The 17,207-nt window shown below is 68.3% G+C and carries 19 protein-coding genes; 4 read left to right on the top strand and 15 right to left on the bottom strand.

All coding sequences use genetic code 11. From position 1 onward, the window contains the following. The 7 genes from AU194_RS24855 to AU194_RS24825 all read right to left on the bottom strand — a co-directional run. On the bottom strand, positions 1 to 575 hold a 575-nt coding region (locus AU194_RS24855), incomplete at its 3' end, for a hypothetical protein (protein ID WP_059091934.1). Continuing rightward, a complete protein-coding gene (locus AU194_RS24850) occupies positions 572 to 1,459 on the bottom strand; it encodes a hypothetical protein (protein WP_059091933.1) in 888 nt (295 codons plus the stop codon). The genes AU194_RS24855 and AU194_RS24850, both read right to left, overlap by 4 nt. Then, positions 1,456 to 2,412 (bottom strand): hypothetical protein, encoded by a 957-nt coding sequence (locus AU194_RS24845; protein ID WP_059091932.1) that lies wholly within the window; start codon positions 2,410 to 2,412, stop codon positions 1,456 to 1,458. The genes AU194_RS24850 and AU194_RS24845 overlap by 4 nt, the downstream gene beginning before the upstream one ends. Continuing rightward, positions 2,403 to 2,873, bottom strand: a complete 471-nt coding sequence (locus AU194_RS24840; RefSeq protein ID WP_059091931.1) for a hypothetical protein — start codon at positions 2,871 to 2,873, stop codon at positions 2,403 to 2,405. Before AU194_RS24840 ends, AU194_RS24845 begins: the two co-directional genes overlap by 10 nt. Next, a complete protein-coding gene (locus tag AU194_RS24835) occupies positions 2,863 to 3,732 on the bottom strand; it encodes a DUF58 domain-containing protein (protein ID WP_059091930.1) in 870 nt (289 codons plus the stop codon). The genes AU194_RS24840 and AU194_RS24835 overlap by 11 nt, the downstream gene beginning before the upstream one ends. A gap of 4 nt (positions 3,733 to 3,736) precedes the next feature. Next, on the bottom strand, positions 3,737 to 4,738 hold the full coding sequence (locus AU194_RS24830; RefSeq protein ID WP_059091929.1) for a MoxR family ATPase: 1,002 nt from the start codon (positions 4,736 to 4,738) through the stop codon (positions 3,737 to 3,739). 53 nt (positions 4,739 to 4,791) lie between these two features. After that, positions 4,792 to 5,745: a hypothetical protein gene (locus AU194_RS24825; RefSeq protein WP_231743573.1), complete on the bottom strand. Its 954-nt coding sequence runs from the start codon at positions 5,743 to 5,745 to the stop codon at positions 4,792 to 4,794. A gap of 729 nt (positions 5,746 to 6,474) precedes the next feature. On the opposite strand from AU194_RS24825, the gene AU194_RS24820 reads away from it, so the two are divergent. Continuing rightward, positions 6,475 to 7,077 carry a TetR/AcrR family transcriptional regulator gene (locus AU194_RS24820; protein WP_059091927.1) on the top strand — a complete coding sequence of 201 codons (603 nt, stop codon included), beginning with the start codon at positions 6,475 to 6,477 and terminating at the stop codon, positions 7,075 to 7,077. Between the two features lies 1 nt (position 7,078). Here the strand turns inward: AU194_RS24820 and AU194_RS24815 are convergent, their stop codons facing one another. Then, positions 7,079 to 7,546: an SRPBCC family protein gene (locus AU194_RS24815; RefSeq protein WP_059091926.1), complete on the bottom strand. Its 468-nt coding sequence runs from the start codon at positions 7,544 to 7,546 to the stop codon at positions 7,079 to 7,081. Further along, on the bottom strand, positions 7,543 to 8,379 hold the full coding sequence (locus AU194_RS24810) for an SDR family NAD(P)-dependent oxidoreductase (protein WP_059091925.1): 837 nt from the start codon (positions 8,377 to 8,379) through the stop codon (positions 7,543 to 7,545). The genes AU194_RS24815 and AU194_RS24810 overlap by 4 nt, the downstream gene beginning before the upstream one ends. An 85-nt stretch (positions 8,380 to 8,464) precedes the next feature. Between AU194_RS24810 and AU194_RS24805 the strand changes: the two genes are divergently transcribed. Continuing rightward, positions 8,465 to 9,121 carry an SGNH/GDSL hydrolase family protein gene (locus AU194_RS24805; RefSeq protein WP_059091924.1) on the top strand — a complete coding sequence of 219 codons (657 nt, stop codon included), beginning with the start codon at positions 8,465 to 8,467 and terminating at the stop codon, positions 9,119 to 9,121. 19 nt (positions 9,122 to 9,140) lie between these two features. On the opposite strand, the gene AU194_RS24800 is transcribed toward AU194_RS24805, so the two are convergent. After that, positions 9,141 to 12,044, bottom strand: coding sequence for an RND family transporter (locus AU194_RS24800; protein ID WP_059091923.1), 2,904 nt, complete (start codon positions 12,042 to 12,044; stop codon positions 9,141 to 9,143). Beyond that, positions 12,041 to 12,469 carry an MmpS family transport accessory protein gene (locus tag AU194_RS24795; RefSeq protein WP_059091922.1) on the bottom strand — a complete coding sequence of 143 codons (429 nt, stop codon included), beginning with the start codon at positions 12,467 to 12,469 and terminating at the stop codon, positions 12,041 to 12,043. Before AU194_RS24795 ends, AU194_RS24800 begins: the two co-directional genes overlap by 4 nt. A 372-nt stretch (positions 12,470 to 12,841) precedes the next feature. Between AU194_RS24795 and AU194_RS24790 the strand changes: the two genes are divergently transcribed. Next, positions 12,842 to 13,309, top strand: a complete 468-nt coding sequence (locus tag AU194_RS24790) for a hypothetical protein (protein WP_059091921.1) — start codon at positions 12,842 to 12,844, stop codon at positions 13,307 to 13,309. A gap of 6 nt (positions 13,310 to 13,315) precedes the next feature. Here the strand turns inward: AU194_RS24790 and AU194_RS24785 are convergent, their stop codons facing one another. Together AU194_RS24785 and AU194_RS24780 are read right to left on the bottom strand one after the other, a co-directional pair. Further along, positions 13,316 to 13,576 (bottom strand): hypothetical protein, encoded by a 261-nt coding sequence (locus tag AU194_RS24785; protein ID WP_059091920.1) that lies wholly within the window; start codon positions 13,574 to 13,576, stop codon positions 13,316 to 13,318. A 135-nt stretch (positions 13,577 to 13,711) separates the two neighbouring features. Then, positions 13,712 to 14,110: a heme-binding protein gene (locus AU194_RS24780; RefSeq protein ID WP_059091938.1), complete on the bottom strand. Its 399-nt coding sequence runs from the start codon at positions 14,108 to 14,110 to the stop codon at positions 13,712 to 13,714. Between the two features lie 415 nt (positions 14,111 to 14,525). Between AU194_RS24780 and AU194_RS24775 the strand changes: the two genes are divergently transcribed. After that, on the top strand, positions 14,526 to 15,488 hold the full coding sequence (locus tag AU194_RS24775; RefSeq protein WP_059091919.1) for a hypothetical protein: 963 nt from the start codon (positions 14,526 to 14,528) through the stop codon (positions 15,486 to 15,488). Positions 15,489 to 15,551: 63 nt separating this feature from the next. On the opposite strand, the gene AU194_RS24770 is transcribed toward AU194_RS24775, so the two are convergent. Then, on the bottom strand, positions 15,552 to 16,895 hold the full coding sequence (locus AU194_RS24770) for an APC family permease (protein WP_059091918.1): 1,344 nt from the start codon (positions 16,893 to 16,895) through the stop codon (positions 15,552 to 15,554). A gap of 111 nt (positions 16,896 to 17,006) precedes the next feature. Next, a complete protein-coding gene (locus tag AU194_RS24765) occupies positions 17,007 to 17,195 on the bottom strand; it encodes a VOC family protein (protein ID WP_369804218.1) in 189 nt (62 codons plus the stop codon). Positions 17,196 to 17,207: the final 12 nt, after the last annotated feature.

Genomic DNA, 17,207 nt, shown 5'->3' with positions numbered 1-17,207 from the left:
GGCGGTGGTGGCGGGGGCGGTGGCGCGACCGGCGGCGCGTCCCGCAACCCGTCGATCTTCGCCTGCAGCCGGGCTCCGGCGTCGGCGCGCACGGCGCGGCGTTGTTCGTCGGGGTCCTGGTTCCCCGTGAAACACCCCGGTGGCGCCTGGTCGACGAGGGCCAGCGCCTGGGTGTACAGGTCGCGGGCGTCGGCGTTGCGGCCGATGAACGCGGCGTCGTCACCGCGGCGTTCCCGGACCAGTTCGAGGTTGACCCGCACCGGGCAGGACTCGTCGGCGGCGGTCTCGTCGAGCACGCCGCTGAACAATCGGTCGGCGTCGTCGAGCCGGCGTTCCAGTACGGCCCGGGTGCCCTCGAGGAACGGCAGCTTCTCCGGTTCGATGATGTTGGCGATGCCGAGGATCGCCGCATCGGTGCCCAGCGCGTCGGCGTCGCGGTCGGCGTGGTCGCGCACCGCGGCGTCGCCGACGATCACGACCGACAGGCTTTTCAACGCCACCAGCACCAGCGCCAGCACCAGCGGCGCGCTCCAGAACAGCAGCCGCCGCCGGATCCGCAGTCGCGACGGCGTCATGACAACACGTCCCGTCGGGCCACCCGGCTCTGCCGCAGTTCCCGCACACTGAACCAGATGTCGCCGAGCAGCAGCAGCGCGGCCGCCAGGCACAGCAGCCAGTAGAGCTCCGTGCGCGCACCGGCGGGTGCGGGTTCTGTCGCCTCGCCTGCGGTGGTCTCGATCTGCGGGAGCTCACCTCCGTCGCGCCGGTCGACGTAGGGCACGCCGAGGTCGTCGGCGATCTCCTGCAGCGTCGCCTCGTCGAGTGCGCCGTCGGCGGGGTGGCCGAGGACCGCTCCCCCGCTCACCGAATCGGCGGGTACGTCGATGCTGCCCTGCGCGAGCGTCGCCCCCGGTGCGCCCGCCCCTGCGTACACCACGAGGTTCTGCGAGCCGGGGTACTGCTGGGTGGCCTGAATCAGCTGGTAGCGCAAGATGTTTCCGGGCGCCGCCGCATCCGTGCGGGCCGGGTCGCCGGGCGGCAGCGCCCCAAGGGCGTCGACCGCGGGTCCGAAGCTCCATACGTCCTGCGACAGCGGCCACGCCAAGGACGGTTCGGGGGCGAACGTGATCATCGCGAACCGGGCCTGCGGATAGCGGTCCAGCAGCGCCTCGATGTCGGCGCGCGCATCGACGGTCCGGTCGACGACGACGAAGACGTTGGTGTCAGCGCCGCTCGCCCGTTCGCCGGGGTCGTCGCCGGCCGCGGTGAGTGCCGGCCGGGTGACGGCCAACAGCAGCAGCACGACGATGGAGGTCGTTGCGCCCCAATGGGCCAACGCCCGCCTGCGGTGCGCGCCGGTCGCCGCCAGGACCTGACGCAGCGTCACCAGCCGCGCGGCCAGCAGGGCGACGGCGACGACGGCGAGGATCGCGAACGGGACGATCGGCTGGAAGGTCATCGGCGCAGCACCACCAACGTGACGCTCAGCAGGGCGGTGACCACGAGGACGACGGCCAGTACCGGCGTCGGCGCATCCTGGCGCGCCCCGGTGACCCGCGTGCCGTCGTCGAGCACGAGCGGTGCGGGGTGGTCGTCGATCCGGTCTATAGCCGTGCGCACCTCGGCGGGGGTGGTGGCGACGGTGAACTGCCCGCCGGTGCGGTCGGCGAGGTTCCGCAGTGCGGCGTCGTCACCTGAGGTGATCACGTTGACCTGCGCGCCCGCGGCGTCGGCGAGGTCGGCGGCGCGCTGAGCGTCGAAGAGGGCGGGCCGCTCTTCGCCGTCGGCGCGCAACGTGGGCGGGCCGAGGTAGACGACCGAGCGGCGGTGCGCGGTCTTCTGTTCGAAGTCCGGAAACCCGGTGAGGCACAACGCCAGTACGTCGTCGACGCTGGGCGCGTAGTCGGTGTAGGTGACCGGCGCGGTGAGCCGGCCGGTCCCCTGCGCGAGGCTGCCCAACCGTTCCGCGGCGTACTGGTAGTCACGGGTGAGCGGGATGACGCGGCGGTTGGTCGACGTCAGGCCGATGCGTTCGGTCTGGAACCCGTCGACCTGCTCGGCGGTGCGGCGCAGCAGCGCGGCGGTGCGCGGGTCGGTGGCCGGGTCGGCGACGCAGAGCATCACGTCTTCGGGGTGCGTGCGGGCGAAGTCCTCGTCGGGTCCGCTCGGCCGCGCCGCGGCCACCGTCGCCGCCCCGAACAGCAGGATCAGCAGCACCAGCGTGGCGACCGTGGAGATCGACCGCAGCCGTGCGGCACGGGCGTACTCGGATAGCCGGATCAGGCGCGCGACGTTGGCCAGCGGCCGCAGCGCACGCCGGTCGGGCGCCAGCGGCAGCACCGCGCCCAGCACGAAACACGCGGCCAGCGCGACGATTCCGGCCACCGCGATCAGCCACCACCTCAGGTCCATGTGCGGACCAGTTCCTGTGCGCGGGCGGCCAGGGCGCCGACGTCACCGCGGGCCCCGGCGAACCGGATGTCGGTGATCTCGGCGAGCACCGGGACCGCCGGTGCGGCAACGCTGTCGGCGAGCGCGTCGAGTTGCATGTACTGGGCGCGGACCCCGGTGGCCTGGTGCAGGAAGCTGCGCAGCGTCCGGGCCAGCGCCGCATACGCGTCGGCGTCGGTGAGCCGGCCGGCCGCATGGCCGTCGGTGACCGCCGTGATCCGCCGGGCGTACCGGTGGCGCAGCACCTTAGCGTGCAGCGGTCCGACGACGCGGCGGCCACGCAGCTTCTCCGACGGCAGCGTCGCCACGAAAACCAGGACGTACCAGGCGATCACGATCACCAGCAGGACGATCGCCACCCACAGCCACCACGTCGAGTACGGCGTTGGACCGATCACGTGGCGCAACAACTCATCCGGCACGGGTCAGGACCTCGCTGAGCGCGACGAGTTCGCGGCGAATATCGCCGCTGCCGGAGAGCATCGTGTAGGGCACACCATGTCGGGTGAGCAGCGCGTCGAGCCGTTTCCGGCGGGCTTTCTCGGCTCGGCGGTACGCGGCGACCACGCGGCGCCCCAGCGTCGCGCCGGTGAGCACCACCTTGCCGGTCGCGACGTCGTAGCCGTCGGCGTCCTCGGGTCCGCCGAGCGGCGAGAGGTCCGACACCATCAGCCACATGAGGTCGTGGCGGGCGGACAGCCGGCCCAGCACCTCGTCGAGTCGCGGGGTGCTGTCCGGTTCGTCGGACACCACGACGACCAGTCGGCTGTGCCCGTAATGCGTTGCGACGTAATCGAGTTGCGCGGTGATGTCGCTCGGGCCCGGGTCGGCGAGGCTTTGGGCGTACCAGCGGTGCAGCAGGCTCTCGACGTGATTCTCACCCCGGCGGGCGGGCATGTTCGCGCAGCCACGGGCGTCGCCGAGGACCATGCCGACCTCGTCGGAGCGGTTGAGGGTGACCAATCCGATCGCGCCCATCGCGTGCGCGGCGACGTCACGTTTGCACTCCTCGCTGGGCGCCTGCGCGGACATGTTCCGGCCGGCGTCGGCGACCAGCAAGATCTTGTGGTGCTTCTCGGAGACGAAGCGTTTGATGAGCACGCTGCCCGAACGCGCCGAGGCCTTCCAGTCGATGTCGCGGACGTCGTCGCCGGGGACGTACGGCCGCAGATCGTCGAATTCCAGACTGCGCGTGTGCAACAACGCGTAGCGGCCGCCGTCGAGCAGTCCGCGGACGTCCTTGCCGAAATACGCCCGCGCGCGGTTGAGATGGGTGCCCACGGGTTCAGGGCACCCGCACGACCTGCAGCACGGCGTCGACGACACGGTCGGAGGTGACGTCGGCATTGGCCGCTTCGAAGCCCAGGATCAGGCGGTGCCGTAGGACCCGGTGGGTGACCTTGGCGACGTCCTCGGGCAGGACGTGCGCGCGCCCGGACAGCACGGCGAGTGCGCGGGCGGCCTGGCAGAGCGCGATGGTGGCGCGCGGGCTGGCGCCGTAGGTGACGAACCGTGCGATCTGCTTGGGCAGGTACTGCTCGGGTCGGCGGGTCACCTCGACGATGCGGCTCGCGAACTGCACGAGCACCGGGTCCATGTGCACCCGCCGGACCACGTGCTGGGCGCGGCGGACGTCGTCGAGGCCGACGACCGGGCCGGTGAAGTGGTCGGCGTCGAACAGGCCCGCGTCGATACGCGCCATCACCTCGACCTCTTCGTCGACGGTCGGGTAGTCGAGCAGGTCCTTGATCATGAAGCGGTCGGTCTGCGCCTCCGAGAGCGGATAGGTGCCCTCCTGGTCGACGGGGTTCTGCGTGGCGATGACGAGGAACGGTTCGGGCAGCGGGTACACCTGGCCGGCGATCGTGGTCTGGCGCTCCTCCATCGCTTCGAGCATGGCGCTCTGGGTCTTGGCGCTGGAGCGGTTGATCTCGTCGAGCAGCACGATGTTGGCGTGCACCGGACCGAGTTGGGTGACGAAGCGGTTGGTGGCTGCGTCGTAGATCTGGGTGCCGATGATGTCGCTGGGCAGCAGGTCGGGGGTGCACTGGATGCGCTGGAAGGAGCCGTCGATGGCGGTGGCGACGACGCGGGCGGCGGTGGTCTTGGCCAGGCCCGGCACGCTCTCGATGAGGACGTGCCCGCCGGTCAGCAGGCCGATCAGCAGCGATTCTCGCAGGTTGTGCTGGCCGACGACCTTGGCCGCGAAGGCTTCGCCGACCGCCCGCACGACGCGCTGGGTTTCGACGAGGGATTGCTGATCGGGGCGGGTTCCTGCGGCAGTCATATCCGGCGTGGATTACCCCCGGCGGCGGTTTCCACACCTGTGGCCCGTGTGATCTAGAAGGCGGTGCCTTCGCAGACCAGGTCGCGGGGCATCGACAGCTCGTTGGGGAGTTGGACGGGAAAGCCTGGAACCGTCGGGAGGGTGATCGTGGGCGGGGCGGCGAGCGCGGAGGCCGCGGCACCAGCGGCTTCGGCGGCGTCGACGGGTGCCGGCAGCGGTGCGGACAGGTGCTCGACGGGTGCTGCTTCGGCCGGCGGGGCTGCTTCCGCCGGGACGGGCGGCACCGCTTCCGCTGGCGCTACTTCCGCTGGGGGCACTATCTCCACCGGCGCAGGCGGCACCGCTTCGACCGGGACCGCCTCGACCGGCGGGGCCTCCACGGGCGGGGCCGGTACTTCCACCGGGGCAGGCGGCACCGCTTCGGCCGGCGGCGCTACGTCGACCGGCGGCACTATTTCTACCGGGGGCGCCACTTCCACCGGGGCAGGCGGCACCACTTCAGCCCCCTGCACCAGCGGTGCGGCCGGGGGCGGCAGCGGCGGGGCCGGCGGACTCGGAACAGCGACCGCGGGGACCGGCGGTAAGGCAGGCGCGGCCACCGGAGGCGCGGCGGCCAACGGCACAGGGGGCGCGGCCGGAGCGGGCGCGGGGGCGGCTGCGGCCGCGGTTTCGACGAGTGCGGCCTGCGGAGCGTCCGCCGCCACTTCAGCGATCGGCAGAGCGTCCCCCGCGGGTGCTGCCAGTTCGGCGACCGGCGCTGCCGCCTCTGCGGGCGGCGCGATCCCCTCTACCGGCGCGGACATCTCGACCACCGGCGCCGCCTCCGCTGCGGGCGCGGCGGCCTGTTCGGCGAGCGCCGTCGCCGCGTTTGCGAAGGACTTCCCCAGGTCGGGCGGCGACGCCGCGAACTCCTGCACCATCGCCAGGCACGGCACGCCCGGACTGGGCTCTGCCAATACCGGCGGTGCGAGCACCTGGCCCGCCGACATCAGACCGGCAACGGCCACAACCTTCGTGGTGAAGCGATTCGCGTTCCGCGACAAGGGATCCCCGACCTCTACGACTTGATCTTGATGAAGAACCTAGTCAACGGCGGATTCGGCTCAAACGCAGATTCAGGGCGGTTACCGAACCGATGCGATTCAGCGCCGGGCCCGTGACACTGCCCCGCAAGAAGTACCTCCCGCACGCAGTCACCATCCGCGTTCGTAACCAGGCGGCGGTTTCTGAGCCAAAATTCCGCCCTGCGGTCACAAACGCGAACCCACACCCCCGACTTGCGTAACGCCGTGGCGGTTCCCGACCCGAAATTCCGCCACAGCGTTACGCAACCTCGCCGACCACCCCGAGTGCTATCGCCGGTGATATCAGAACTGAGGACCCACACACACCCGGGCCGCGGGCCGCCACCCACGTGCGTAACCAGGCGGCGGTTTCCGAGCCAAAATTCCGCCCTGCGGTCACAAACGCGAACCCACACCCCCGACTTGCGTAACGCCGTGGCGGTTCTCGACCCGAAATCCCGCCACAGCGTTACGCAACCTCGCCCACCACCCCGAGTGCTATCGCCGGCGATATCAGAACTGAGGACCCACACACACCCGAGCCGCGCCCGCCCCCCACGTTCGTAACCAGACGGCGGTTTCCGGGCCCAGAATCCCGCCCTGCGGTCACAAACGCGAAACGGGAGCTCCCAAGATCACCGCAGCGAACTGGGAGCGCGCTACCATTTTCGCGTGGCGACTCCGCGGAACCGGCGATCGGACGCATTCGCCAATGTCCACCGGATCGTCGCCGCCGCCCGCGAGGTGTTCGGCCGCGACGGCGACGCCACCCTCAGCCAGGTCGCCGAAGCCGCAGGCGTCGCCAATGCCACGCTCTACCGCCACTTTCCGAACCGCCGCGCCCTCGCCGCCGCCGTGTACGAGGACATCGTCGTCACCGACATCAAACCCGCGATCCTCGCCCTCGGTCGTGACGCCCCACGCGCCGCGTTCATCGACGCGCTGGCCCATCTCGAAGAGGTCATGTTTCGTCAGCGGCCGTTGCTCACCTCGATCGGCGACCTCGCCGACCTGACCGCCCAATTGTTCACCCGTGACCGCGAACAGTTCGACGACATGATCATGCAGGCCCAAGCCACCGGCGCACTCCGCCCCGACCTGACCTCCGACGACGTCGCGACGTTCGTGGCCATGGTCACCACCGCCTCCGTCGCGATGAACCAACCCCGCGCGATGCGCCGTCGCTACCTGAGCATGATGTTCGACGCGCTCAATCCGCCTGCCGCCGAACCGCTTCCGAAACCCGCACGCCGCACCCAACAAGCCGCGCGCTGACTCAGGCGAACCGGTCCTGCAGCCGTCGCAACGTCTCCTCGATACCCGCCGCATTGCGCTTGGCGAAGCCGGTCCGCTCGTAGTAGCGCACCCGGTCCTTGAGCGCCCCGGTGTCGCGGTAGTCGAAGGTCTCGATCACCCGCGTGCGCGTCGGCGACAACTCCTCTAACTCGAACCGCCAGTGGTGGCCGAACGGGTGCCGCCACTCGACCAGGCGGTCCGGGTTGAGCGCGGTGATCGTACTGGTGATCCGGTACGGCACCCCGTACATCCGCATCTTCGTCGAGAACCGCGACCCTGCAACCAGTTTCGTCGGTGCGTCGATGTTGGATCCCACCGTGCCCGATCCGTCGAACTCGTGGTGCCGCCGCGGATCGGCGACCAACGCGAACACCTCCGCCACGGGCGCGGAGACCTCGACGGCCCTGCTCACCTGCCCCGGCCCGTTGTCCACCACCGAAACCGTCATGACACCACCTTCGCACCCAGCAGTTCGAGGCTGCGGTCCCACAGCCGCTCGGCGACCTTCGCGTCGTCGGCGATCTTGTTGGCCCGCGCCACCTTGTGCTTGACGTAGTACTGCCCCGACTGCCAGTCCACCCCCGGCTCGGACGAGGCCAGCCACACCAGTTCGTCGCTGCCCTGCTCGGTCCCGATCAGCACGACGTGCCGCAGCGGGGTGCGGTAGAGCACCCCGAACAGCGGATTGCGCACCTCGGCGCTGAAGTTCGACGCCACTGGTCCGGGATGGAATGCGGCCGTGGAGATTCCGGCCCGGTGGTAGCGGCGGTGCAGTTCCTTGGTGAACAGGATGTTGGCCAGCTTCGACGACCCATAGGCCACCGATCCGTTCTGGTTCTGCACCGCGTCGAGATCGTCGAAGTCCACGCGCGCGAATTTGTTGGCCATACTCGAGGTGTTGAGCACCGAGGCCCGGCTCTCGACCAGCCGGTCGAGCAGCAACGTGGTCAGCAGCAGCGGCGCCAGGTGGTTGACCTGGAAGGTCTTCTCGAAGCCGTCGACGGTGGTCTCGCGGCTGTTCATCATGCCGCCGGCGTTGTTGGCCAGCACATCGATGCGTGGGTACTTCTCGAGCAGTCGCGCCGCGAGCTCCCGCACCTGCGCCAGATCGGCGAAGTCGGCGACGTACGAATCCGCACCCAGCGGTTCGGCGACGGCCGCGGTCTTCTGCGGTGAGCGCCCCACCACCACGACGCGTTCACCGCTGCGGGTCAGCCGCTTCGCCGCCGCGGCACCCACACCGTCGCTGGCACCGGTGATGACGATCGTTCTTCCGGCCATGGGCCATGCCCCTCTCGTCGACTCCTCGAGGGTAACCCGAACGGGAATCACCGTCCGGTGCACCATCACCGGGCTACGGTGAGGCATGGCTGCGAAACGTGTTCTGTGCTTCGGCGACTCGCTGACGTGGGGCTGGGTGCCCGTCGAGGACGGTGTCCCCACCGAGCGCTATCCGCGCGACGTGCGCTGGACCGGAGTGCTGGCCGACGAGCTCGGCGCCGACTACACCGTCATCGAAGAGGGCCTCAGCGCACGCACCACCAACGCCGACGATCCCAGCGACCCGCGCCTCAACGGTGCGGCCTATCTGCCGGCCTGCCTGGCCAGCCACCTCCCCCTCGACCTCGTCATCCTGATGCTCGGCACCAACGACACGAAGGCGTACTTCCACCGCGAGCCGCTCGACATCGCGATGGGCATGGGCATCCTGATCAACCACGTGCTCACCGCGGCCGGCGGGGTGGGCACCGTGTACCCGGCGCCGCGCGTCCTCGTCGTCTCCCCGCCGCCGCTGGCGACGATCCCGCACCCGTGGTTCGACCTGATCTTCGCCGGCGGGCAGGAGAAGACCGACGCGCTGGCGACCGCCTATTCGGCGCTGGCCTCGCACATGAAGGTCGACTTCTTCGACGCGGGTTCGGTCATCAGCACCGACGGCGTCGACGGCATCCATTTCACCGAGCAGAACAACCGCGACCTCGGGGTGGCCCTGGCGCAAAAAGTCGGCGCGCTACTCGCGTAGCGCGCCGACTTTCACTGGCTCACGGTGCCGGGACGGGTTCCCGCGGGGGCGGCGGCGGACCGACCGACGGCCACGGCGACGGCACCGGCTGGTTGCGCACGCGCTGCGGCCACCAGAACCACTTGCCGAGCAGCGCCGCGATCGCCGGCGTCATGAACGCGCGGATCACCAGGGTGTCGAACAGCAGACCCAGACCGATGGTCGTGCCCACCTGGGCGATCACTGTCAGCTCACTGACCGCCATCGAGATCATCGTGAACGCGAACACCAGACCGGCCGCGGTCACGACCGAGCCGCTGCCGCCCATCGCGCGGATGATGCCGGTCCGCAGGCCCGCGTGGATTTCCTCCTTGAGCCGGGAGACCAGCAGCAGGTTGTAGTCCGCACCGACCGCCAACAGGATGATGACCGACATCGCCATCACCATCCAGTGCAACTCGATACCGATGATGTGCTGCCAGATCAGCACTGACAGACCGAACGACGCGCCCAGCGACAGCACCACCGTGCCGACGATCACCGCCGACGCCACCACGCTTCGCGTGATCAGCAGCATGATGATGAAAATCAGTGCGAGCGAGGCGATTGCAGCGATCAGCAGGTCGTAGGTGTTGCCGTCGTTCATGTCCTTGAACATGGCCGCGCTACCACCGAGGTAGATCGTCGACCCTTCCAGTGGCGTGCCCTTGACCGCCTCCTTGGCCGCCGTCTCGATCTTGTCGATCTTGGCGATGCCCTCCGGGGTCAGCGGATCACCGTCATGGCTGATGATGAACCGCACCGACTTGCCGTCGGGCGAGATGAACTGCTCCATACCGCGTTTGAAGTCGGCGTTGTCGAAGACCTCGGGCGGCAGGTAGAACGAGTCGTCGTTCATCGACGCGTCGAAGGCCTCGCCCATGACGGTCGTATCGCCCTGCATTGCGGTCATCTGATCCTGCATCCCCTTCTGGGTGGAATGCATGTTCAGCATCATGACCTTCATGGTCTTCATCGTCTCGAGCATCTTCGGCATCAGCGCGACCATCTGCGGCATCAACGCGTCGAGCCGTTCCATGTCGGGGATGATCGCCTTGATGTCGTCGGTCATCACGTTGATGCCGTCGAGGGTGTCGAACACCGACCGGATCGCGAAGCAGACCGGGATGTCGTAGCAGTGGGGTTCCCAGTAGAAGTAGTTGCGGATCGGTCGGAAGAAGTCGTCGAAATTGGCGATGTGATCGCGCAATTCCTCGACGTCGACGGTCATATCCTTCATCTTGGTGACCATGTCATGGGTCACCCCCGCCATCTGGACGGTGATGGCCTGCATCTCCGTCATGTTGTCGATGGTGGTCTGCATGTCATCGGCCTGTTTGAGCATCTGGGCCGTGAGGTCCTCGTTGTACTTCTCGGTCAGCTTCTGCTGAGTGCCCTGCATGCCGATCATGAACGGGATCGACGTGTTCGAGATGGGCTTACCGTCCGGCCGGGTGATGGACTGCACCCGCGAGATGCCCTCGACCTGGAAGATCGCCTTCGAGATCTTGTTGATCACCAGGAAGTCCGCGGAGTTCCGCAGATCGTGGTCGGTCTCGATCATCAGCAGTTCCGGGTTCAACCGGGCGTTGGAGAAGTGCCGGTCCGCCGCCGCATAACCCTCGTTGGCCGGCAGATCCGCGGGCAGGTAGTTGCGGTCGTTGTAGTTCGTCCGGTACCCGGGCAGCGTCAGCAGGCCGATCAGCGAGAGCGCGATGGTGGCGATGAGGATCGGTCCGGGCCAGCGCACGGTCGCGGCACCGATCTTGCGCCAACCCCGCACACGCATCGCCCGCTTGGGTTCGAGCAGACCGAATTTGCTGGCGACGGTGATCATCGCCGCACCCAGGGTGAGCGAGGTGAGCACCACGACGACCATGCCGATGGCCAGGGGGACACCGAGCGTCTGGAAGTACGGCAGTCGGGTGAAGCTGAGGCAGAACGTGGCGCCGGCAATGGTCAGACCGGAACCGACGACGACGTGCGCGGTGCCGTGGAACATCGTGTAGTAGGCAGTCTCTTTGTCCTCGCCCAGACTTCGCGCTTCCTGGTATCGGCCGATCAGGAAGATCGCGTAGTCGGTGGCCGCCGCGATCGCCAACGTCACCAGCAGGTTCGTCGCGAACGTGGACAGCCCGATGATCTCGTAGTAGCCGAGGAACGACACCACACCGCGGGCCGCGGCCAGCGACAGCACGACGGTGACGAGCATCAGCACCACGGTGACGATCGAGCGGTAGACGAGCAGCAGCATGACGATGATCACCGTGAACGTGACCATCTCGATCATCCGCATACTGCGGTCGCCGGCGATGTGCTGATCGGCGGCCAGCGCCGCCGGTCCGGTCACGAAGGTCTTGACGCCAGGAGGCGGCTCGAGGCTGTCGATGATCTGCTGGACGGCTTCCACCGACTCGTTGGCCAGCGCCTCGCCCTGGTTACCGGCCAGCTTGACCTGGACGTAGGCGGCCTTGCCGTCGTTGCTCTGGGAGCCCGATGCGGTCATCGGATCGCTCCAGAAGTCCTGCACCGACTGGACGTGCTTCGGGTCGGCTTCCAGCTTGTCGATCATGTCGTCGTAGAAGGCGTGCGCGGCGTCACCGAGCGGCTCTTCGCCCTCCAGCACGATCATCACGTTGCTGTCGGAGTCGCCCTCTTCGAAGACCTCGCCGACGCGTTGCATCGAGATCATCGCGGGCGCGTCGTCGGGGCTCATCGACACCGCACGCATCTGCCCGACCTCTTCGAGCTGCGGGACGATGACGTTCAGGACCGCGATGATCGCGATCCAGACCAGGATGATCGGCACGGCGAGCGCGCGGATCGTCCTGGGGATGAAGGACCGGTTGTGCGGTTTGGGCGGGGGAAACGCGTCGCTGGGCGCGTCGGTCGTCGGCGCGCTCATGCGGACTTCACGAAGCAGTAGGTCAGGGCGTTCACGCCGGTCGCGGTCCTCTCGTCTTTCACTTCGTCGTCGACGATGATCCGGCAGGTGATCGAATCGCCGTCGCCCTGGGCGACGAGGTTCGGGGCGGCGGACGCCTCCGTCGTCTCGAGGGTGATCCCCCAGGGAATGGCCGTCTGGTCGAGGCGCTGCGGCTTGGAATCGAGGTCGAGGTAGTTGATGTTGGCGTAGCTGCCGTTACCGCTGACCTCGTACCGAACCACCTTGGGGTCGAACGGTTCCGGATCGTCGGCGAAGACCCTGGGCGTCACGGTGATTCCGTCAGATCCGAAGAACCCGCGGATGCGATGCACGGTGAACCCCGCGACCAACACCACGACCACGATCAACAGTGGTATCCACGCCTTTTTGGCGACACTCAACATGTGCTATATCCCCGACAGTCGCTGGCTCGTCGTCTCGGTCAACCGGCTACACGGAACACGGCCGTGCCGCTCGAACCGGCCGTATCCTCTCTTACAGAACGGGCGGGCGTGAACCCACTTTCCGCTCCGCGCACCAGCGAAGCCGTGGCGGAAGACGCATCACCGCAGCTCAAGGCCACTGTGTGCACGCCGGTTCCTCCTCGCCCTCGCTAAGAACTTAGCCAGTATAAGCAGGAACCTTAGATGATTTAAACGCTCCGCGCAGCAACGCTTGGACCAGCAGAGATGCCCGTCACATCATCGTCACCGACGTGACCCGGGCCGCAATGAAGCCCTGTGACGCTTAGCTTAGCTAGAGGTACGATCGCCCGCATGAAGGTAACCAGGCCCCCGGGGGGACTCGCCTCGGTCGCCGTGACTCCAGCCGTGGCCGTGCTGACCGCGGGATTCCTGGGCGCCGGCATCGCGAGTGCCGAACCGGAGCCCTCCCCGGCGCCGGCGCCGGCTCCGGCCTCGACGATCGACAAGGACGGCACCTACAAGATCGGCGTCGACATCCTGCCCGGGACCTACACCTCGAGCGGGCCGATTCCGGATTCGGCGTGCTACTGGAAGCGGACCGGCGGCGACGGCAAGCTCGTCGACAACGCGCTGACGAAGAAGCCGGCGTCGGTGCGGATCGAGGCGACGGACGCGTCCTTCACCACGAACGAGTGCCAGACGTGGACGCTCAGCGCCTGCGGAACCGCGTGCCCGCCACCGCCTCCGCCGCCAGGACCGTTGGAAATACTCGGACAGCTGACCCCGATGCTCGGCGCTGCGAAGGGCCCGAAGCCCTGACCGACCTCAGCTGACGGCGGCCGCGACCTCCGCGGTGGCCATCTCCTGGCGCTGCCGTTCGCGCGCCTGGGCGCTGAAGCACAGCAGGCTGGCCCCGAAGCTCAGGACGGCGATCGCGCCCGCGATGACCGCGACGACGGTGTCGGACGTCCCGGCGCTGGCCAGGCATACCGCCAGAGCGATGACCGCGGTGAAGTTGAGGAACAACGCCGTGGTGGCAATCGCCTCGGTGGTCGCGTCGGCTGGGGCTGACACGCGCTCGCCCATCGGATCTCCTCGTTCGTCCTGCGGTTGTTGGCAGGTCTGTTACCCGTGCCGTCCGCGCTCAAACGACTCCGGAGACGACGGCGGCCCGCCCCGCGACACTGAGGTCGCGATGACGGGCCGTCGGTCCGCGCTGTGTCAGCCGGCCATGAACTGGTCGTAGGCCGACGCGAGTTCCGGCGTCAGCACGGTCACGTTGCACTGCTGCTGCGTCTCGCCGATCGGGGCGAGGATGCCGCGCAGTTCGTAGTACTCCTGGGAGTTGGCGGTGAAGTAGCCGCGGATGTCGGCCTCCGCCTGCGCACGCGGCTGGTGCATCGCCGCGGTCACCACCTGGTTGGCGCCCGGGTGTGCGTCGAGGTACTGGCGCGCCGAGCCGGTCACGCTGCTGACCGTGTTGGCGACCCCACTGGCCGAGCAGTCGACCGCGGCCGACGCCGTCGGCGCCGCGATGGTTGCTGCCGCGACTCCGCCGAACAGGACTCCGGCGAACGCACCGGCGATCCCCCGGCGAGCTGCATTACCACTGAAATTCATGATCACTTCCTCTTCGGATTTCGGTATATGGTGCGCTGCAATTGCGCTTTCCCCCGTCCTGAACCGAAAGTACCGGAAGGTGAATGGTGCTTTCCGAAGCAATTCACGTCGCCCCGACGCCCATAGGTCGTGTTACAGGAATTCGGTGTGATATCGCCCTCATAATCGGGCTTATGCTGCGGGAATACGGCCATCTCGGGTTCTTTTTCCTCAGAGTCGAACGCGATTTCTTAAATGATCGTGATTTGCTCCGATATCAAATTGTTATGGGCAGCGCACCCAGAGCGGCGGGCAGATGATGACATAGGTCACATCGGGACGGATCCGGGTTACTCGCTCCCCCGAACGGCAACCCTTTCAACGGTGCACCCGAGCGCCGACAGGGATTAAGTCAACGCGAAATGGGAGCGAATACGTGACGAACACAGACACTACGAAGTTGCTCGCGCAACTGCGCGCGATCCTCGACCTCACCAACACCGAGATCCAGGTCGCCGAGACCCGGGTCGCCCAGGCCCGGACCGAAGCGGTCCGCACCGAACTCGAGCAGAACGCCGCGAACGGGCGCGACCGTGCCGAGGCCATCGAAGGCGCCATCCGCGACCTCGGCGGCTACCCCGATGTCATCGGGCCGTTCCTGGGCCGTGCCGCGGCCGCCGTCAAGGCGCTGACCGAGCAGGCCGAGCCGTTCGACGAGGCGCTGCTGGGCGACCTCGCGCTCGAGGACCAGCTCCTCGACCGGTCGCGCTACCTCAAGGCGCTGGCCGTGTCCGCCAAGGAACAGGACATCCAGGCGCTGGCCGAGCGACTGATCACGGCGCATTCGGCGACCGTGGAGTGGCTGACCACCGTGCTGGCCGAGGACGCCCTCGGTGGCCCGGCCGCGCTGCGTCGGACCCCGTTGCAGGCGGCCGCCGGTGCCGCGGTCAAGGCGGTCAACCTGCCGCTGAACTGGACCACCCGCGGTGTCGACCGCACCGTCGAGGCGCTGCGGAACACCGGCCCGGCGTTCAACGAGCTCGTCAGCCGAGGTGCCCGTGTCAGCGAGATCACCTCGAAGGCCATCGGCGCATCGCGTGACGCGGCGCTGTCCGCCGCCGAGAAGGTCACCCGTGACGAAGGCGCGGGCCAGGCCGCCGACGCGCTGCACTCGGTCCGCGACGGTGCCGGTGTGCTGGACGCTTCGGAGCTGCCGATCAGCGATTACGACGAGCTGACGGTCGCCGACGCCGTGGCCGCGGTGAAGGACCTCACCGATGCGTCCGACATCCGGACGATCGTCGCGTGGGAGGAAGCGCACAAGAACCGCTCGCGCGTCGTGTCCGCCGCCCAGACGCGGCTGGCCGCCATCGCGCAGGAGGTCGTCGGCATCAGCTAGCCGCCCGACACAGACGAACCCCGCAGCTCCGGCTGCGGGGTTTCGTCGTTGCTGCCCGGGTTCTCAAGCCGCAGAGCCCTCACGCTTGGTGGCCAGCCGGGCGAGTCCGTAGAGCAGCGCACCCACGCCGAGCATGATCGCCGCGAACATCCACACCTTGGCGGTCTGCTGGGTCATCAGCAGGACGCACGACGCCACGCCGAGCACCGGAACGGCGGTCCACACCCGGAAGTGCTCGTGCTCGACGGGTTCGCGCCGCAACACCAGCACCGCGACGTTGGTGGAGACGAACACGAACAACAGCAGCAGCACCACCGTCTCGGCGAGCGTCGACAGCGAACTCACCAGCGTGAGCAGCATCGCCACCACGGTCGTCGCGACGATCGCCACCCACGGCGTGCGACGCTCGGGCAGCACCCGGCTGAGCACACTGGGCAGCAGACCGTGCTCGGCCATGCCGTAGGTCAGGCGGCTGGACATGATCATGGTCAGCAGGGCGCCGTTGGCGACGGCGACGAGGGCGATCGCGCTGAACAGCCAGTCCGGGACGCCGACACCGGTCGCGGCCACCACATCGAGCAGCGGGCCCGACGACTCCGCCAGCTTGTCCGGCGGCAGGGCGATCGCGCTCGCGATACCGACCAGCGCGTACACCACGCCCGCAGTGATCAGCGAACCGAACAGCGCGCTCGGGTACACCTTGCTCGGCCTGCGGATCTCCTCGGCCACGTTGGCCGACGTCTCGAACCCGACGAACGAGTAGTACGCGACGATCGCGCCGGCCAGGATCGCCAGCGCCGGTGTCGCGCCGTCCGGGAACTCGGTGATCCGGCCGATGTCGCCGCGCCCGCCCCCGAGCATGACCGCGACGGTGACGATGACGATGAGCAGACCGCTCAACTCGATCACCGTCATCACGACGTTGCTCTTCACCGACTCGTTGATGCCGCGCGCGTTGAGCGCGGCCACCAACGCGAGGAACACGACCGCGGCGAGCACTGTGGGTACGTCGATGAACGTCGACAGGTAGTCCCCGGCGAAGGCCAGCGACAGGCCCGCGGCGCTGGTCACCCCGGCCGCAAGCATGCTGAACCCGACGAGGAACGACACCAAGGGCCGTTTGAAGGCGCGTTCGGCGAAGACCGCGGCGCCGCCCGCCTTCGGATACTTGGTGACCAGTTCGGCGTACGACCCGGCGGTGAGCAGCGCCAGCAGCAGCGCCACCACCAGCGGCGCCCACAGCGCCCCGCCGACGTCGCCGGCCAGCACCCCCATCAGCGCATAGATGCCCGCGCCGAGCACGTCGCCGAGGATGAACAGGAACAGCAACGGCCCCGTGATCTTGCGCTTGAGCTTCTCGGCGCCGGCAGATTCGCCCTGCGCCTCGTCAGTCGCCTGCGATGACATCGATACCTCCCGCAGCAGCGCCGAAAGCGACTCTTCCGGCGACGGTGCGATACCAGGTACCCAGCCGGGCCCCGCTGCAAGCCTGATCCTTCCAGGTCAGCGATGCGCCGGTCAGTACTCGACGCGGAAACCGCCGACGAGCCGCAGCACATTGCCGTCGGGATCGGTGAGGGTCGCCAGGCGCACCCCCTTGGCCGCGTCGGCGATCGGTTCGGCCTCGATGCCACGCGCGCCGATCTCGGCCAGATGGGCCTCCAGATCGTCGACGGCGAAGTTGAGGCCTGCGGGCCCTCGACTCATCGCCGGCCTGCC

It is taken from the genome of Mycobacterium sp. GA-2829 (assembly GCF_001499965.1).
Classification (GTDB): domain Bacteria; phylum Actinomycetota; class Actinomycetes; order Mycobacteriales; family Mycobacteriaceae; genus Mycobacterium.
The sequence above is the reverse complement of the archived record's forward strand: the minus strand, read 5'-3'. Positions and strand labels throughout refer to the sequence as shown.

What these genes read in the sequence shown, in the direction of transcription:
- AU194_RS24780 (WP_059091938.1), bottom strand. Translation starts at nt 14,110, where the DNA reads ATGAATTTCAGTGGTAATGCAGCTCGCCGGGGGATCGCCGGTGCGTTC.
- AU194_RS24830 (WP_059091929.1), bottom strand. Translation starts at nt 4,738, where the DNA reads ATGACTGCCGCAGGAACCCGCCCCGATCAGCAATCCCTCGTCGAAACC.
- AU194_RS24785 (WP_059091920.1), bottom strand. Translation starts at nt 13,576, where the DNA reads ATGGGCGAGCGCGTGTCAGCCCCAGCCGACGCGACCACCGAGGCGATT.
- AU194_RS24800 (WP_059091923.1), bottom strand. Translation starts at nt 12,044, where the DNA reads ATGAGCGCGCCGACGACCGACGCGCCCAGCGACGCGTTTCCCCCGCCC.
- AU194_RS24770 (WP_059091918.1), bottom strand. Translation starts at nt 16,895, where the DNA reads ATGTCATCGCAGGCGACTGACGAGGCGCAGGGCGAATCTGCCGGCGCC.
- AU194_RS24795 (WP_059091922.1), bottom strand. Translation starts at nt 12,469, where the DNA reads ATGTTGAGTGTCGCCAAAAAGGCGTGGATACCACTGTTGATCGTGGTC.
- AU194_RS24845 (WP_059091932.1), bottom strand. Translation starts at nt 2,412, where the DNA reads ATGGACCTGAGGTGGTGGCTGATCGCGGTGGCCGGAATCGTCGCGCTG.
- AU194_RS24815 (WP_059091926.1), bottom strand. Translation starts at nt 7,546, where the DNA reads ATGACGGTTTCGGTGGTGGACAACGGGCCGGGGCAGGTGAGCAGGGCC.
- AU194_RS24850 (WP_059091933.1), bottom strand. Translation starts at nt 1,459, where the DNA reads ATGACCTTCCAGCCGATCGTCCCGTTCGCGATCCTCGCCGTCGTCGCC.
- AU194_RS24805 (WP_059091924.1), top strand. Translation starts at nt 8,465, where the DNA reads ATGGCTGCGAAACGTGTTCTGTGCTTCGGCGACTCGCTGACGTGGGGC.
- AU194_RS24790 (WP_059091921.1), top strand. Translation starts at nt 12,842, where the DNA reads ATGAAGGTAACCAGGCCCCCGGGGGGACTCGCCTCGGTCGCCGTGACT.
- AU194_RS24810 (WP_059091925.1), bottom strand. Translation starts at nt 8,379, where the DNA reads ATGGCCGGAAGAACGATCGTCATCACCGGTGCCAGCGACGGTGTGGGT.
- AU194_RS24765 (WP_369804218.1), bottom strand. Translation starts at nt 17,195, where the DNA reads ATGAGTCGAGGGCCCGCAGGCCTCAACTTCGCCGTCGACGATCTGGAG.